Source organism: Ottowia sp. SB7-C50, assembly GCF_033110285.1.
Classification (GTDB): Bacteria; Pseudomonadota; Gammaproteobacteria; order Burkholderiales; family Burkholderiaceae_C; genus Ottowia.
Genome location: NZ_CP136995.1, coordinates 2,818,934 through 2,834,112, shown reverse-complemented (window position 1 = coordinate 2,834,112; position 15,179 = coordinate 2,818,934). Strand labels below are relative to the sequence as shown.

Here is a 15,179-nt window from a genome sequence, read left to right as displayed (position 1 = left end):
CACAGGCTGAATGGCTCGTCTAAACGCGCGGCATCCTAGCGCAACGGCGCTTTCGCTGCTACCGTGGACATGTGACTGTCATCAAACTGAAATACAGTGTGCGCGTAACGCCGTCAGCGACCACGCATGAACGTGTGGTGACTGATGTGGGATCAGTGCACTACCGGGGTGTGGATGGCCTGCCCGGAGGGACTCGAACCCCCGACCTGCTGCTTAGAAGGCAGCTGCTCTATCCAGTTGAGCTACGGGCAGAAAGAATGAAGGCCCGACGATGCGGGCCTTCATTGTGTATGAAATGGTCGGAGCGGCGGGATTCGAACTCGCGACCCTCTGCTCCCAAAGCAGATGCGCTACCAGGCTGCGCTACGCTCCGACGAAAGGCGAATTCTAACCTGTGGCGGCGTCAGCGGCGTTGGTACTGGGTTTGGCCGAACAGCACTTCCTTTTCGGCGTCGGTGCGAGTGGGTTTGCGGCGATCCGCCAGAACCTGCACGCCTTTCTGCACTGCGGGCCGGTCGCCGACGCGGTCGAACCAGCTTTTCAGGTGCGGGTGGTCGGCCCAGTCGATGCCCTGGTTCTGCCAACTGCGCAGCCAGGGGTAGATGGCGATGTCGGCCACGCTGTATTCAGCGCCGGCGATGTAGGCGCCGGTGTGGGCTATCTGGCGGTCCATCACGCCGTACAGGCGCCTGGCTTCGTTGGTGTAGCGGTTGACGGCGTAGTCGATGCGCTCAGGCGCGTAGATACGGAAGTGGTGCGCCTGGCCCAGCATGGGGCCGACGCCGCCCATCTGGAACATGAGCCACTGCAGCGCGTCGTACTTGCCGCGCACGTCGGCCGGCAGAAAGCGGCCGGTCTTGCCCGCCAGGTAAAGCAGGATGGCGCCGGATTCGAAGAGGGAGATCGGCGCGCCATCCGGCCCATCGTGGTCGACGATGGCGGGGATCTTGTTGTTGGGGCTGATGGCCAGGAAGTCGGGTGTGAACTGATCGCCCTGGCCGATGTCGACCGCGTGCACGCGCCAGGGCAGGCCGCATTCCTCCAGCATGATGTGTACCTTGTGGCCGTTGGGCGTGGGCCAGGAATAGACGTCGATCATGTCGGGCTCCTTGAGGGGGAGGTTGCACAGTTCACGCTGCAACCCAGTCTGGGCGTCACCAAAGAATAACCCGCCGGGTGGCGGGTCGTGTTTGCTGCTAAAAAAATAGCAAGCTACGCAGATAAGACGAGTGCCACAGGTCGATTGGGCCCACAGCGCAGCGCCATCAACTGCCGCGCGTGATGGGCATTTCCACTTCCTTCGGGTTCAGCATGTGCTTGGCCAGTTCCAGCTTGGCCAGCGCGTTGCGGTGCACTTCGTCCGGCCCGTCGGCCAGGCGCAGCGTGCGCTGGTGGGCGTAGGCGTAGGCCAGCGGGAAGTCGTCGCTCACGCCGCCGCCGCCGTGCGCCTGAATGGCCCAGTCGACGATCTGGCAGGCCATGTTGGGCGCCACGATCTTGATCATGGCGATCTCGGCCTGCGCCACCTTGTTGCCCACGGTGTCCATCATGTAGGCGGCCTTCAGCGTGAGCAGGCGCGCCTGTTCAATCATGCAGCGCGCCTCGGCAATGCGCTCGCGCCACACGCCTTGCGTGCTGATGGGCTTGCCAAAGGCCACGCGCTGGTTCAGGCGCTTGCACATCAGCTCCAGCGCGCGCTCGGCGGCGCCGATGCTGCGCATGCAGTGGTGGATGCGGCCTGGGCCGAGGCGGCCCTGCGCGATGGCAAAGCCCTGGCCTTCGCCCATCAGCAGGTTGCCCACCGGCACGCGCACGTCTTTCAGCACCACTTCCATGTGGCCGTGCGGTGCGTCGTCGTAGCCGAACACGCTCAAGGGGCGCACCACGGTGACGCCCTTGGCATCGGCCGGCACCAGGATCATGGACTGCTGCGAATGGCGCGGCGCCTCGGGGTCGGTCTTGCCCATCACGATGTAGACCTTGCAGCGCGGGTCGCCCGCGCCCGACGACCACCACTTGCGGCCGTTGATGACGTATTCATCGCCTTCACGGCGCATGCTGCATTCAATGTTGGTGGCGTCGGACGAGGCCACGGCCGGCTCGGTCATCAAAAAGGCCGAGCGGATTTCGCCCTTGAGCAGCGGCTCCAGCCATTCGTCCTTGTTGGCCTCGGAGCCGTAGCGCTCGATGGTTTCCATGTTGCCCGTGTCGGGCGCCGAGCAGTTGAACACCTCGGGCGCCCAGGGCACGCGGCCCATGATTTCGCACAGCGGCGCGTATTCCAGGTTGGAGAGGCCCTCGGGCGCGCGCGGCGACTTGGGCAGAAACAGGTTCCACAGGCCGGCGGCGCGCGCCTTGGGCTTGATCTCTTCCACGATCTTGGTGGGCACCCATGCGTTGCCCTTGGCGCGGTTGGCAGCGATTTCCTCGAAGAACACGCGCTCGTTCGGGTACACGTGCTCGTCCATGAAGGCCAGCAGCCGGGCCTGCATGTCCTTGACCTTGGGGCTGTAGTCGAATTCCATCGTGTCTCCTTGGCGTTACGAATCAGAATAAAACGGTGCCCGGCGCTTGCTGCGCCTGGCTAGCTTGCTATGCTTTTTGCGCAAATCCCCAGGCCAGTTCGGCCATGGGGCGCGCGCCCGCGCCGCTGGCCCGGGCCTGCGCGCTGCTGGCGGTGCCGGCTTCCACCCGCTTGGCAATGCCTTGCAGAATGGCGGCGATGCGGAACATGTTGTAGGCCAGATAGAAGTTCCAGTCCGGTGCCAGCGCTTCGGGCGTGGCAAAGCCGGTGCGCTCGCAATAGCGGCGGATGTACTCGCCCTCGGTCGGGATGCCCAGGCTTTGCACGTCCACGCCGCCGATGCCGCGAAACGCGCCCGGCGGGATGTGCCAGGCCATGCAGTGGTAGCTGAAGTCGGCCAGCGGATGGCCCAGCGTGGACAGTTCCCAGTCCAGCACGGCCAGCACGCGCGGCTCGGTGGGGTGGAAGATCATGTTGTCCAGCCGGTAGTCGCCGTGGACGATCGACGTCAGGCTTTCGTCCCGGGCGGCGGCGGGAATGTGCGTGGGCAGCCATTCGATCAGGCGATCCATCTCGGGAATGGGCTGCGTGACGCTGGCCAGGTACTGCTTGCTCCAGCGGCCAATCTGGCGCTCGAAGTAGTTGCCCGGCTTGCCGTAGCTCGCGAGGCCGCGCGCCTGGTAGTCGACCTTGTGCAGCGCGGCGATGACGCGGTTCATCTCGTCGTAGATGGCGCCGCGCTGCTCGTGCGTCATGCCGGGCAGGGTCTGGTCCCACAGCACGCGGCCCTGCACGAACTCCATCACGTAGAACGCGCGGCCGATGACGGATTCGTCCTCGCACAGCGCATGCATGCGCGCCACGGGCACGTCGGTGCCGGCCAGGCCGCTCATCACGGCAAACTCGCGCTCGATGGCGTGTGCCGACGGCAGCAGCTTGGCCACCGGGCCGGGCTTGGCGCGCATCACGTAGCTCTGGCGCGGCGTGATCAGCTTGTAGGTGGGGTTGGACTGGCCGCCCTTGAACATCTCGACCGACAGCGGACCCTCGAACCCGTCCAGGTGGTCGGCAAGCCATTGGGAAAGCGCCTGCACGTCGAAGGCATGTGCCTCGGACACCGGCCGCGTGCCGACGAATTGTTCGGTCTGGGTCATGTCATTCCTCCGCGACGGCGATGCGCTGCAGCGCCGAACGATCGCGCACCACCAGCCCGCTGGGCTCGATGCGCAGCACGCCCTCGCGTTCCATGGTCTTGAGTTCCTGGTTGACGCGCTGGCGCGAGGCCCCCAGCAGTTGCGCCAGCTCTTCCTGCGCCAGTTGCAGGGTGATGCGCACCTCGTCGTCGCCCGTGCCCGTCGGCGTGCCATAGCTGCGCAGCAGGTGCCCCAGCTGCTTGGCCAGCCGCGCGCGCAGCGGCAGCGTATTCAGGTCTTCCACCTGGCCGAACAGCAGACGGATGCGCCGCGCGTGCAGCTTCAGCAGCGCCTCGTACAACTCGGGGTGATGGGTCAGGATTTTCTGGAAGTCCGTGCGCGAGATGACCACGATGGTGGTCGGGCCGTGCGCATAAGCGTCGTGCGTGCGCCGGTCGCCGTCGAACAGCGCCACATCGCCGAACCAGATGCCCGGCTCGACATAGGTCAGCGTGATCTGCTTGCCCGTCAGCGTGGTCGAGCACACCCGCACCGAGCCGCGCGCACAGGCGATCCATTGCTCGGCCGGATCGCCCCGGCTGCTGATGAGATCGCCGTCCTGATAGCGTTTGACGTGGGCGCATCGGAGGATGTCGTGTCGCAGCGAAGGTGAAAGAGAAGAAAACCAGCGACCACTGTTGATCGCCGTGCGTTCTTCCATCGTAAGGATGGGGTCGTCCATGTTCTGTCGTGTGAGTGACTTGCGCAGTGGGGATTGTCGCTCGGGGGACGGCCGTGCGCGCGTGCGCGTGCCGCATGGGCGCACACGCCCTGGGGCCAGGGCGCGGCGCAGCGCGCTGTCACTCGTAGCGCGGGGTCTGCTTGTTTAGAAAAGCGGAGATGCCGATGCCGCCGTTCGGATGGTGCAGGTTTTTCACGAAATGGTCGCGCTCGGCGGCCAGCTGTTCGGGCAGCGTGCGGCTGGCGGCGTCGCCCACCAGCTCCTTGATGCTGGCCATCACGTTGGGCGCGCGCGCGGCCAGCTTGCCCGACCATTCAAACGCCGTGCCCAGCGCCTGGCCGGCGTCGCACAGGCGGTTGACCACGCCCAGTTCATGCAGCCGCTGGGCGCCGATGCGCTCGCCGCCCATCAGCAGCTCGTTCACCAGCTGGCGCGGCAGCAGGTGCGACAGGCTCCAGCTGCCGCCGCCGTCGGGCGACAGGGCCACCGAGCTGTAGGCCATGACGAACACCGCATTGCGCGCCGCCACGATCAGGTCGCACGCCAGCGCCAGCGAAAAGCCCGCCCCGGCCGCCGGCCCTTCCACGGCCGCGATGATGGGCTTGGGAAAGGCGCGGATCGCCTCGACCCAGCTGTGCAGCTGCTCGATGCTCTGCGCCTGCACCTGCGGCGGTTTCTGGCGGTTGCCCAGCAGGCGCTGCAGATTGCCGCCGGCGCAGAAGACTTCGCCTTCGCCCGTCAGCACCACGCAGCGCACGTCGGGGTTGGTCTCGGCAACGTTCAGCGCCTCGACGCCCGCGGCGTACATCTCGGGGCTGAGCGCGTTGCGATGCTCGGGGTTGCTGATGGTCAGCACCATGGTGCTGCCTTCAAAGGTGCTGCGCAGTTCGGCGGCCATGGCGGGTCGGGGCTTATTCGGGGGTGGACGGATCGCCGTCGGCGCCGGGGTCGGCCTCGGCCTGGCGGGCGAGCTCCTCGTCGCTGAGCGGCGGCAATTGCTCCATGGCTTCCAGCTCGCGCAATTCTTCGGCGCTGCGCCCGGTCTGTTCGAGCACGACGCGGTCGATCTCGGCCTGCAGCAGGGCGTTGGGGTCGGCGATGATGCCCTGGGGCGCCGCGGCGGGCGGCTGGCCGGAGCCTGCGGGGGCCTTGAAGTCGCCGTCTTGGGGTGTGGTCATGCGGACTCCTGATTGCTACTGTTTGAATAGCGCACTGCGCTTATCCATTATGCGCAAAACGCCATTTTCTGGCTGATGCGCCAGTCAGGGGCGACGGAGCAGGCCTGGCCCGGGCGCTGGCGTCTTTCCCGCTTGGGGAGGCGCCCAGCGACTCAGGGCGTCACTCCTCTTCATGCATCAGGCTCAGCCCGATGGCGCCGCGCCGGCGCAGCCACGGGCTGGGGCGATAGCGCGGGTCGCCGTACACGGTCTGCATGTTGAACAGCACTTCCAGCACATTGGCGGGACCGAAGCGGTCGCCCATGGCCAGCGGGCCCAGCGGGTAGCCCAGGCCCAGGGTGACCGCCGTTTCCAGGTCCTTGGGGCTGCACACGCGCTGCTGGCACATGTCGGCCGCGATGTTGACGATGGTGGCCACCACGCGCTGCGTGACGAAGCCGCCCGAGTCGCGGATCACGCTGACGGCCTTGCCGTCGCGCGCGAACAGCGCGTGCGCGGCGTCGGCCATGTCGCGCCGCGTGGCGGGGTTGGTGGCCAGCACGCGGCGCTTGGTGGCCGCATCGTCCACCAGCATGTCGATGCCCACCGTGCGCGCCGGGTCGAGCCGCTCGACGACGGCGACCGTGGTCACGTCAAAGCCCAGCGGCGCCACCAGGGTCAGGGCATTCATCGACGGCGACTGGCCGGTCTCGATCTTGGCGCCCAGGTCCTTCAGCAATTGGTACAGCTCGGCGCGGCGCGCGGCGCGGGTCGACACCCACACCGGCGGCATTTCAGCCACCTGCGGCACGGGCGGCTCGGCGGCGATCTGGGCGGCGCCATCGGCGTACTGGTAGAAGCCTTCGCCCACCTTGCGCCCCACCACGCCGCCGGCCAGACGCTGCGCGGTGATGACGCTCGGGCGGTAGCGCGGCTCGTCGTAATACTGGCGGTAGATGGATTCCATCACCGGGTGAGAGACGTCGAGCGCGGTCAGGTCCATCAGCTCGAACGGCCCCAGCTTGAAGCCCACCTGGTCCTTGAGGATGCGGTCGATGGTGGCGAAGTCGGCCACGCCTTCGCTCACGATGCGCAGCGCTTCGGTGCCATAGCCCCGCCCGGCGTGGTTGACGATGAAGCCCGGCGTGTCTTCGGCCTGCACCGGCGTGTGGCCCATCTGGCGCGCGTACACAGCCAGGCGCTGGCACACGGCGGCGTCGGTCTTGAGGCCGGCAATGACCTCGACCACCTTCATCAGCGGCACCGGGTTGAAGAAGTGGTAGCCCGCGAACTGCGCCGGGCGCTGCAGCGCCGCGGCAATCGCCGTCACCGACAGCGACGAGGTGTTGGTGGCCAGCACGGCGGACGGCTGCACGATGCCTTCCAGTTCGCCGAACAGCTTTTGCTTGACGTCGAGCCGCTCGACGATGGCCTCGACGACCAGATCGCACGCCGACAGGTCGGCCAGCGCTGCCGCAGGCCGCAGGCGGGCCTTCTGCGCGTCGGCCGCCTCGCGCGACAGGCGGCCTTTTTCGACCAGCTTGTCCCATTGCGCCGCAATGGATTCGCTGGCCTTGGCGATGGCCTGGGCCTGGGTGTCGAACAGCAGCACGGTGCTGCCGGCTTGCGCGGCGATCTGGGCAATGCCCCGGCCCATGGCGCCGGTGCCGACGATGCCGACGGTCTTGAATTCAGGTGTCTCCATGGACGGAGATTATGCGTCTCGACCGGGCAGGCCGGTTCTGGATCGCACTGGGGGTGGCAGCGGCGTCCCAAAAAAAATTCGGCGACAAGTCGAATCCTTTAAATATCCATACCCCATAATGGTTAGGTCCAATGTGAATGCGGAATTCACAATGAACGCGCTGACGTGTCATGGCGCACCCCTTGCAGCCCTGCCGCCGCGTCCCCTCCACCACGATTCAGGACAGACCATGACCTCCCCTGTGGCGCACGAACTGCTCAGACTCGCGCAACGCTTCTTCAAGATCGACCAGGCCGCGATTCAGCCTGATACGCCGCTGAATGCCGTCGGTGATTCGCTGGACATGGTGGACTTCCTGGCTGACGTCGAGGCCGAGTTCGGCATCGCCATCAGCGACGCCGATCTGGCGGACGCGCGCAGCGTGGGCGATCTGGCCACGGTGGTGGAGCGCCTCTGCGCCGAAAAGCAGGCCAAGGCCGGCGCCAAGGTGGCTTCTTGACGGTCTCTGCCGCCCCGGCGCCTGCACCCCGAGCGGGGCATGCCGTGTGGATCACGGGTTGGGGATTTTCAACCCCGCTCGGCTGCACGCCGGCAGCCTTCGCCGAGCAGCTGTTCACCGCACAGAGCGTGTTTGTGCGCCTGGAAAAGCCGATGGTCCGGCCGGTGCCCGCGGCGCTGGTGGACGACCCCGAGCTGCTGTCGCGCGCGTGGCCGTCGCACCTGGATCGCACGGGTCAGCTGGCGATCCTGGCGGCGCAACGGGCCATCGACGATGCGGGGTTGCCCGGACGGCGCGACATCCTGGACGGCTGTGGCGTCTACGTGGGCAATGGGTGCGGCCCGACCGAATCCAGCCACAGCGCGTATGAGCGCCTGTTTGCCACGCAGCGCGTCCCCGGCCTGACCTTGCTGCGCTGCCTGCCGTCGGCGGCGGCCAGCGCGGTGGCGATGGAGTTGGGACTGCAAGGGCCGGTGCAGACGGTGACCACGGCCTGCGCCTCGTCCGCCATGGCGCTGGGCGAGGCCATGCGCGCCATCCGCCACGGCTACGCGACATGCATGCTGGCCGGCGGCAGCGAGGCGCCCTTTGGCGGCGGCACGCTCAAGGCGTGGGAGGTCATGCGCGTGATGGCCACCAACGATGACCTCGGCCACGCCTGCCGGCCGTTCGACACGTCGCGGCAGGGCATGGTGCTGGGCGAGGGCGCCGTGTTCTTCGTGCTGGAGCAGGCCGAGGCCGCGCGAGCGCGCGGCGCCGCGCCGCTGGCGGTCCTGCAAGGCTACGGCTGCAGCAACGACGCGCATCACTGGACCGAACCCAGCGCGGACGGCCAGGAGCGCGCCATGCGCGCCGCCCTGGCCGATGCGGGCTGCCGGCCACAGGACATCGTGGCCATCAACGCCCACGGCACCGGCACGCCTGTGGGCGACGCGGTGGAGATGAAGTCCGTGGGCGGCGTGTTCGAAGGGCATCGGGTGCCCATCAGTTCCACCAAATCGCTGCACGGCCATCTGCTGGGCGCATCGGGTGCGATCGAACTGGCCGCCTGCGTGGCCGCGCTGCAGCACCACCAGGTGCCGCATACCCGCCACCTGCAGACGCCCGAGCCGGCCCCCGCCGCGCTGGACTTTGTGCGCGATGGGCCGCGGCCCTTGGCGCGCCGGGGTGCTGTGCTGTCCAACTCGTTTGCCTTTGGCGGCATCAACGCCAGCCTGGTCGTGGCGCCGCCACCGTTGCCTACCCACTGACACCGCATGACACCCTCCCGCACCATCATGAGCCCCGCCGAGGTGCTGTCGTTCCTGTCGCGCCATCAGGACCGGCACACGTCCAACAAGGTGCTGCACGGCCACCCGTCGCCGGCGTTCTGGCGCGATGCCGCCGATGCAACAGCCCTGCGCAGTTCGTGGGCGGCGCAGCCCCGGCATCCTGCCCGGGTCAACCTGTACTTCAGCATTCCGTTTTGCCTGCCCACCGATCCCCCGCACTGCGGCTTCTGCCTGTTTCCCACCGAAGACTATCGCGGCAAGACGGCGGCGAGCCACTACCTGGAGCTGATGGCGCGCGAGATCGAACTGCAGCGCGACGTCCATCGGGGCAGCCAGCTCGAATCGTTCTACGTCGGCGGCGGCACGCCCAACCTGCTGCACCCGGGCGACTACGGCCGCCTGATGGAACTGGCCGAGGGGCTATTTCCGGGGCAGACGCAGGGCATCGAAAAAACGCTGGAAGGCATTCCGCAACTGTTTTCCGAAGACAAGATCCGCGCCATCCAGGCGGCGGGGTTCAACCGCGTCAGCATGGGCGTACAGCAGTTGAACGAGCGCCTGATTCGCTACAGCGGCCGCCGGCAGACCAACCGGCAGGTGTTCGACGCCATTGCTTCCTTCGCTCGGCACGACCTGGCCTGCAACGTGGACCTGATCTACGCGTGGCCCGAGCAGACGGTGCAGGACATGCTGGAAGGCCTGCGCGCCGTCGTGGCCTCGGGCATTCGCCACATCACGCATTACGAGCTGAATATCGCCGGGCGTTCCGACTTCGCACAGCGCCAGAAGCAGCATGTGCCGAGCGTGGCGCAGAAGCTGGAGATGTACTTGCAGGCCAAGGCGTACCTGGAGTCGGAAGGCTTTGTGCAGCGCACCGTGTACGACTGGGAGCGCCCCGAGGCCGTCGCATTGCCCAGCGGGCTGAAGGCGGCGGAATACCGTTACGAGCAGAATCTGCGCGATGGACTGGATGCCACCGACCCCGAGGCGCGGCGCTACATGTGCGGGTTTGGCCACGCCGCGGTCAATGTGCGGGTGCACCATTCGTCGGTCGGCGATCCGTCGGTGTCCAGCATGAACTGGCGCTCGCTCACACGCTATGCCGAATCGGTTCAGGCCGGTCGCATGCCGGTCGAGCGCTTTCATGTGCACACCGACGAGGACGTGCGTCTGCTGTGGCTGTTTCAGTCGCTGCAGGAGATGGCGGTGGGGCTGGACAAATACCACGCCCATTTCGGCACCGAGTTTGTGGATGATTTTGCGGGCGTGGCCGAGGTGCTGGAACAGCGCGGCTGGGCCAGCGTGCGCCACCGCACATGGCAACTCAGCGCCGAAGGCAGTTTTTACGTGCCGCTGATCCAGAGCCTGATGGCCCAGCCGCGCGTGCTGGCGTTGCAGGCGGCATCGGCGCAGCAGGCGGCCCGCCCGGTCCGCATTCCGATCCGGCCGGTCACTGAAGCCGGCGCCTGCAGCCCGACGCCCTGACGGTGAGCCAGCGCTGTGATCGTCTGCGACCCCTTGCCCCTGCGCGCGTCAGACGGCGTGGGGCTGGGCTGGTGGCGTTTGATGGACGCCGAACAGCGCGCAGCCGAGCCGCGGCACCTGCTGCTGACGCACGGCACGTTTTCTGACCGGCGCGTCTGCATGACCCTGGCCCGCGCCTGGGCCCGGCAGGGGCATGTGGCGTGGATCCTGGAATGGCGCGGACACGGCAGCAGCGACCGCGTCACCGGGCCGTACGACATGGAGACCGTGGCCCTGCGCGACATCCCCGCGGCCTTGCAGGACCTGCAGGCCCGCCACCCCGGCGCCCCGCTGTGCGCGGCCACGCACAGCGGCGGGGGCCTGGCGCTGACGATGGCGCTGCTGCGCCAGCCCGCGTGGTCCGCACACCTGCAGCGCATGGCCTTGTTCGCCTGCCAGGCCTGCGACGCGGGCCACACGCCCTGGCGGCGCGCCCGGCTGGCGGGGGCGGCCGCGTTGACGCGCCTGGCGGGGCGCATCCCGGCCCGCCCCTTGCGCCTGGGGGTACAGGATGAATCGCACGCCATGATGGCGCCGTGGTTCCGCTGGAACCTCTCGCAGGCGTTTCTGGGTGACGATGGGTTTGACTACGGCTTGCACCAACAGCGCATCGCGATACCCGTCATGGCGGTGGCGGGGCAGGCAGACCACTTCATCGCGCCGGCAGAGGCGTGCCGCCGCTTCTGGCGCCGGTTCGGCGGCCACGTCGAGGGCGAATTTGCGGTGTGCGGGCCAGCCACCGGCTACGGCCATGCGTATGGCCACGCCAGCATCTTGCATTCGCCGCAGGCCGCGCGGGAAGTATTGCCAGGGGTCATCGACTGGCTGCTGAAAGCCCCGGGCGGGGGCGACGGCGAAGCGTCTGGCACCGAATAGCTATGATTTTAATAGCTATAGACGATTGTCCATTCAGCGCTGAGGGCCTGTCAGGTCATGAACCGGCGACGGCCGGCATGCCTGTCAGCGACGCACCTGCAGCGCGCCCGGATTGACGATGTTGGTCGGCGTGCCGCGCAGGTAGTTGACGACGTTGTCGAACGCGGCGCCAAAGTACAGCTCGTAGCTGTCCTGTTCCACGTAGCCGATGTGCGGCGTGCAGATGCAGTTCTCCAGCCGCAGCAGCGCGTGACCCTGCAGGATCGGCTCGGTCTCGAACACGTCCACGGCGCCCATGCCGGGCCGGCCGCGGTTGAGCGCGCTGACCAGCGCGTCGGGCTCGATCAGTTCGGCGCGCGAGGTGTTGACCAGCAGCGCGGTCGGCTTCATGCGGCTCAGGTCGTCCAGGCGCACGATGCCGCGGGTGCTGTCGGACAGCCGCAGATGCAGCGACAGCACATCGGCGTTGGCGAAGAAGTCGGCCTTGTCGTGTGCCGCGGCGTGCCCGTCGGCGCGCGCGCGGGCCAGCGATTCCGGCGAACCCCACACCATCACGCGCATGCCGAAGGCGCGGCCGTAGCCGGCCACCAGCTGGCCGATCTTGCCGTAGCCCCAGATGCCCAGCGTGCGCCCGCGCAGCACCGTGCCCAGGCCGAAGTTGGGCGGCATCGACGCCGACTTCAGACCCGACTGCTGCCACGCGCCGTGCTTGAGGTTGCCCACGTACTGCGGCAGCCGGCGTGCGGCCGCCATGATCAGCGCCCAGGTCAGCTCGGCCGGTGCCACCGGCGAACCCACGCCTTCGGCGACGGCGATGCCGCGCTCGGTGCAGGCCACCACGTCGACATGGCTGCCGATGCGCCCCGTCTGCGAGATCATTTTCAGTCTGGGCAGCTTTTCGACCAGCTGGCGCGTGATGTGCGTGCGCTCGCGGATCAGCACGATCACTTCGGCATCGCGCAGGCGCACCGACAACTGGCCCAGCCCCTTGACGGTGTTGGTGTAGACCTTGGCGGGATACGGCTCGAGCTTGGACGCGCAGGGCAGCTTGCGAACGGCGTCCTGATAGTCGTCGAGGATCACGATATTCATGACCCGCATTGTGCCTTTGGGCATGGTCGTACCGCAGCGCCGCGGCCAGGCGGCATGCGCCGCGATGCGAAAGCAAGGCGTGGAACGCCGCGTCGATGGGCTTGCGCCGCGCCGGGCACGCGCGCTGGCGCCCGACATTTTGCTTCGAATTCAGGAGCAATTCGCCGTTGATGGGCCAGCGCCAGCGGGCGAAAAGTGCCGTGTGCTGCCAGCCATCACGCCCGGGCACGCCACCGCAGATGGCTGGCGCGGGCGGCTTCGCACCCAGGGCGGTGCGCCCCGTCAACGCCGCCCATCTACCGGGATGGGCGCGGCGCCCCCGCGCGGCGCGGCCACGCTCAAGCCCGGCGCGGCAACGCGGCCTGCGCCTCGGCGGCGGCCAGCCGTTCCAGTTCGGCGCACACGTCGATGAGCCGCCCCGAAATGCGCAGCCGCCCGCTGGCGTCTGCCGCATGGCGCGCGTCCAACGGGCGGGTCACCCGCACGGCGGGCGCGCCGGTGACGATGGGGGCGGCACCGGGCGCTTCGGCGCTGGGCACCAGCGACAGGCTGGTGGGGCCGCCCTGCGCGCCCGCGTGGCGCTGCGCCACCCGCTGGCGGGCCATGTCGCTCCAGCCGCCCGCTGGCGAGGTGACGGTGCGCGGTGCGGCGCTGCGCTGCCGGCGATAGCTGGGCACGGCCCAGTCGGCCAGGTGAATGACTTTGTTTCCCATGTAAAACCTTTCAGGACAGAAACAGGTTGGACACAGGCGAGATTGATGCGGCCCGGCTCGACCGAGCCAGGCGGGGCGCTGCCGCAGGGTGTGGACGACGGCGCCGGGGCGGCCCATCGTCTGCACGCCCGCCACCTGCGGCGGCGCGGGAAAGCAGGGCTACATCAGCATGCTGTTGCGGATCAGGCCGACCGCCAGCCCTTCGATCTCGAACGGTTCGCCCGGGCGCACGACGATGGTGGGGTAGTCGGGGTTTTCGGCGTGCAGTTCGATCTGGTCCTTGTGGCGGTGAAAGCGCTTGACGGTGACATCGTCGCCCAGGCGCGCCACGACGATCTGGCCGTTGCGCGCGTCGCGCGTGGACTGCACGGCCAGCAGGTCGCCGTCGATGATGCCGGCGTCGCGCATGGACATGCCGCGCACGCGCAGCAGGTAGTCGGGCCGCTGCGGGAACAGGCCGGGCTCGATGTGATAGGTCTGGTCGACGTGTTCTTGCGCCAGGATGGGCGAGCCGGCCGCCACGCGGCCGATGAGGGGCAGCGCCAGTTGCGCCATGCCGGGCAGCGGCAGGCTGAAGGCGTCGGTGCGCACGCCGGTGCGGCCCGCGCCCTTGAGGCGGATGCCGCGCGAGGTGCCGCTGACCAGCTCGATCACGCCTTTGCGGGCCAGGGCCTGCAGGTGCTCTTCGGCGGCGTTGGCGGACTTGAAGCCCAGCTCGGCCGCGATTTCGGCACGCGTGGGCGGTGCGCCGGTGCGGGCAATGGCGTGCTGCACCAGCTGCAGGATTTCCTGCTGGCGGGCGGTGAGTTTGGGCGTATCGGTCATGGCGGTGCAGGGCAGGCCTGTGTTGATATCCAGTAACTGTATTTTTAACCAGTTTAACGCAATGCGCAAGTGTCTTGTGAACGGGGCGCCGGCCCTTTTGCACGAAGACTCTGTTGCTATGAAATTGAAAGCAATGGGCGTCAGGTCACTGCGGGTGGGGCGCTGCGGCGGTCACGACATTTACAGCTTCTTGCCACGCCAAAGCCCGATGGGCGCGGGCCAAGGCGCCGGCGGGCGCTATGGTCGCGGCTTTCGGTTTTTGGGACTGGGGTGCGAGTGACGAACGAGATGAAGCGATCCGGCGTACGACGGAGGGGTTGGGCAGGCGCAGGCCTGTGCCTGGTGGGGTTTTTGGCCGCCTGCGGGGGCGGCGGCGACGTCACCTCCAGTACGGCCAGCCCCGCGGCACCGACCGCGGTATCGGCCAGCGACCAGGCGACCAGCGCGCCGGCAGCGGCATCCGATGCAACCTCGACCAGCACGTCGGCGGCGGCGACCCCCACCACGGGGGTCGTGCAACCGCCCCTGGTTTCGACGGGAAAGACCGCCTGCGGCGATGCGCAGGCAGGCCGTGCCGTGGCGGCGCTGCTCAACTCATGGCGCGCGCAGGGCGCGTCGTGCGCCGGGGTGGCGCAGGCGCCGGTGGCGGCGTTGCGCTGGGACGACCGGCTGGCCGCGGCGGCGGCGCGCCACGCGGCCGATTCGGCCGCCATGGGTGCGGTGACGCACGTGGGCAGCGACGGCAGCAGCGTGGCGCAACGCGTGGCCGAGGCCGGCTTTTCTGCCTGGGGCGTGGGCGAAAACGCCGCGGCCGGCGTGTCGTCGGCGGGCGCGGTGCTGGCGCTGTGGCAGGACAGCCCGCCGCATTGCGTCAACATGGCGGCGCCGGAATACACCGACGTGGGCGTGGCCTGTGCGTCCGATGCACGCTCGCCCTGGGGCGAGCATTGGGTGATGGTGCTGGGGCGCGCCGCCGGCACGCCCTAGGAGTGTGGCCGGCAGAGGTGCGTCGGCTGCAACGCGCGAGAAAACGGTCTATCGCGGTGTTACCGCCTGCGCCCATAGCCCGGCTATGGGTTCGTCGGTACACCGAAGCTATCCTCGTTTTTCGCACGTTT

15 protein-coding genes and 2 tRNA genes are annotated in these 15,179 nt (G+C 68.1%); 5 read left to right on the top strand and 12 right to left on the bottom strand.

The window, feature by feature from the left end; all coding sequences use genetic code 11:
* Positions 1 to 175: 175 nt before the first annotated feature.
* From R0D99_RS13555 to R0D99_RS13515, 9 genes are all read right to left on the bottom strand, one after another.
* Positions 176 to 252 (bottom strand) — tRNA-Arg (locus R0D99_RS13555).
* Between the two features lie 44 nt (positions 253 to 296).
* Positions 297 to 373 (bottom strand) — tRNA-Pro (locus R0D99_RS13550).
* A 30-nt stretch (positions 374 to 403) separates the two neighbouring features.
* Positions 404 to 1,099 carry a glutathione S-transferase N-terminal domain-containing protein gene (locus R0D99_RS13545; protein WP_317748699.1) on the bottom strand — a complete coding sequence of 232 codons (696 nt, stop codon included), beginning with the start codon at positions 1,097 to 1,099 and terminating at the stop codon, positions 404 to 406.
* Positions 1,100 to 1,265: 166 nt separating this feature from the next.
* Positions 1,266 to 2,525: an acyl-CoA dehydrogenase family protein gene (locus tag R0D99_RS13540; protein ID WP_317748698.1), complete on the bottom strand. Its 1,260-nt coding sequence runs from the start codon at positions 2,523 to 2,525 to the stop codon at positions 1,266 to 1,268.
* 67 nt (positions 2,526 to 2,592) lie between these two features.
* A complete protein-coding gene (locus tag R0D99_RS13535; protein WP_317748697.1) occupies positions 2,593 to 3,678 on the bottom strand; it encodes a phosphotransferase in 1,086 nt (361 codons plus the stop codon).
* A gap of 1 nt (position 3,679) precedes the next feature.
* On the bottom strand, positions 3,680 to 4,399 hold the full coding sequence (locus tag R0D99_RS13530; protein ID WP_317748696.1) for a Crp/Fnr family transcriptional regulator: 720 nt from the start codon (positions 4,397 to 4,399) through the stop codon (positions 3,680 to 3,682).
* A 118-nt stretch (positions 4,400 to 4,517) separates the two neighbouring features.
* Positions 4,518 to 5,297 (bottom strand): oxepin-CoA hydrolase, alternative type, encoded by a 780-nt coding sequence (locus R0D99_RS13525; RefSeq protein ID WP_317748695.1) that lies wholly within the window; start codon positions 5,295 to 5,297, stop codon positions 4,518 to 4,520.
* A gap of 13 nt (positions 5,298 to 5,310) precedes the next feature.
* A complete protein-coding gene (locus R0D99_RS13520) occupies positions 5,311 to 5,577 on the bottom strand; it encodes a hypothetical protein (protein ID WP_317748694.1) in 267 nt (88 codons plus the stop codon).
* A 160-nt stretch (positions 5,578 to 5,737) separates the two neighbouring features.
* On the bottom strand, positions 5,738 to 7,261 hold the full coding sequence (locus tag R0D99_RS13515) for a 3-hydroxyacyl-CoA dehydrogenase (RefSeq protein WP_317748693.1): 1,524 nt from the start codon (positions 7,259 to 7,261) through the stop codon (positions 5,738 to 5,740).
* Between the two features lie 229 nt (positions 7,262 to 7,490).
* Here R0D99_RS13515 and R0D99_RS13510 point away from each other — a divergent pair, with 229 nt between their 5' ends.
* Genes R0D99_RS13510 through R0D99_RS13495 form a run of 4 tightly spaced genes read left to right on the top strand, consistent with a single transcriptional unit; the run spans position 7,491 to position 11,431 of the window.
* Positions 7,491 to 7,760, top strand: coding sequence for an acyl carrier protein (locus tag R0D99_RS13510; protein ID WP_317748692.1), 270 nt, complete (start codon positions 7,491 to 7,493; stop codon positions 7,758 to 7,760).
* Positions 7,757 to 9,010, top strand: coding sequence for a beta-ketoacyl-[acyl-carrier-protein] synthase family protein (locus R0D99_RS13505; protein WP_317748691.1), 1,254 nt, complete (start codon positions 7,757 to 7,759; stop codon positions 9,008 to 9,010). The genes R0D99_RS13510 and R0D99_RS13505 overlap by 4 nt, the downstream gene beginning before the upstream one ends.
* Positions 9,011 to 9,016: 6 nt before the next feature.
* Positions 9,017 to 10,516: a coproporphyrinogen-III oxidase family protein gene (locus R0D99_RS13500; protein ID WP_317748690.1), complete on the top strand. Its 1,500-nt coding sequence runs from the start codon at positions 9,017 to 9,019 to the stop codon at positions 10,514 to 10,516.
* A 33-nt stretch (positions 10,517 to 10,549) separates the two neighbouring features.
* On the top strand, positions 10,550 to 11,431 hold the full coding sequence (locus tag R0D99_RS13495) for a serine aminopeptidase domain-containing protein (RefSeq protein ID WP_317748689.1): 882 nt from the start codon (positions 10,550 to 10,552) through the stop codon (positions 11,429 to 11,431).
* Positions 11,432 to 11,515: 84 nt separating this feature from the next.
* Here R0D99_RS13495 and R0D99_RS13490 read toward each other — a convergent pair whose 3' ends face one another.
* From R0D99_RS13490 to lexA, 3 genes are all read right to left on the bottom strand, one after another.
* Positions 11,516 to 12,523, bottom strand: coding sequence for a D-2-hydroxyacid dehydrogenase family protein (locus R0D99_RS13490; protein WP_317748688.1), 1,008 nt, complete (start codon positions 12,521 to 12,523; stop codon positions 11,516 to 11,518).
* A gap of 338 nt (positions 12,524 to 12,861) precedes the next feature.
* On the bottom strand, positions 12,862 to 13,236 hold the full coding sequence (locus tag R0D99_RS13485) for a hypothetical protein (protein ID WP_317748687.1): 375 nt from the start codon (positions 13,234 to 13,236) through the stop codon (positions 12,862 to 12,864).
* A 159-nt stretch (positions 13,237 to 13,395) separates the two neighbouring features.
* Positions 13,396 to 14,061: a transcriptional repressor LexA gene (lexA, locus tag R0D99_RS13480; RefSeq protein ID WP_317748686.1), complete on the bottom strand. Its 666-nt coding sequence runs from the start codon at positions 14,059 to 14,061 to the stop codon at positions 13,396 to 13,398.
* A 513-nt stretch (positions 14,062 to 14,574) separates the two neighbouring features.
* Between lexA and R0D99_RS13475 the strand changes: the two genes are divergently transcribed.
* Positions 14,575 to 15,048 carry a CAP domain-containing protein gene (locus R0D99_RS13475; RefSeq protein WP_317748685.1) on the top strand — a complete coding sequence of 158 codons (474 nt, stop codon included), beginning with the start codon at positions 14,575 to 14,577 and terminating at the stop codon, positions 15,046 to 15,048.
* The last annotated feature ends 131 nt before the right edge of the window (positions 15,049 to 15,179 follow it).

Bases quoted from the DNA above. Each gene is read 5' to 3' on its own strand.
- R0D99_RS13545 (WP_317748699.1), bottom strand. From the start codon at position 1,099: ATGATCGACGTCTATTCCTGGCCCACGCCCAACGGCCACAAGGTACAC.
- R0D99_RS13540 (WP_317748698.1), bottom strand. From the start codon at position 2,525: ATGGAATTCGACTACAGCCCCAAGGTCAAGGACATGCAGGCCCGGCTG.
- R0D99_RS13535 (WP_317748697.1), bottom strand. From the start codon at position 3,678: ATGACCCAGACCGAACAATTCGTCGGCACGCGGCCGGTGTCCGAGGCA.
- R0D99_RS13530 (WP_317748696.1), bottom strand. From the start codon at position 4,399: ATGGACGACCCCATCCTTACGATGGAAGAACGCACGGCGATCAACAGT.
- R0D99_RS13525 (WP_317748695.1), bottom strand. From the start codon at position 5,297: ATGGCCGCCGAACTGCGCAGCACCTTTGAAGGCAGCACCATGGTGCTG.
- R0D99_RS13520 (WP_317748694.1), bottom strand. From the start codon at position 5,577: ATGACCACACCCCAAGACGGCGACTTCAAGGCCCCCGCAGGCTCCGGC.
- R0D99_RS13515 (WP_317748693.1), bottom strand. From the start codon at position 7,261: ATGGAGACACCTGAATTCAAGACCGTCGGCATCGTCGGCACCGGCGCC.
- R0D99_RS13510 (WP_317748692.1), top strand. From the start codon at position 7,491: ATGACCTCCCCTGTGGCGCACGAACTGCTCAGACTCGCGCAACGCTTC.
- R0D99_RS13500 (WP_317748690.1), top strand. From the start codon at position 9,017: ATGACACCCTCCCGCACCATCATGAGCCCCGCCGAGGTGCTGTCGTTC.
- R0D99_RS13490 (WP_317748688.1), bottom strand. From the start codon at position 12,523: ATGAATATCGTGATCCTCGACGACTATCAGGACGCCGTTCGCAAGCTG.
- R0D99_RS13485 (WP_317748687.1), bottom strand. From the start codon at position 13,236: ATGGGAAACAAAGTCATTCACCTGGCCGACTGGGCCGTGCCCAGCTAT.
- lexA (WP_317748686.1), bottom strand. From the start codon at position 14,061: ATGACCGATACGCCCAAACTCACCGCCCGCCAGCAGGAAATCCTGCAG.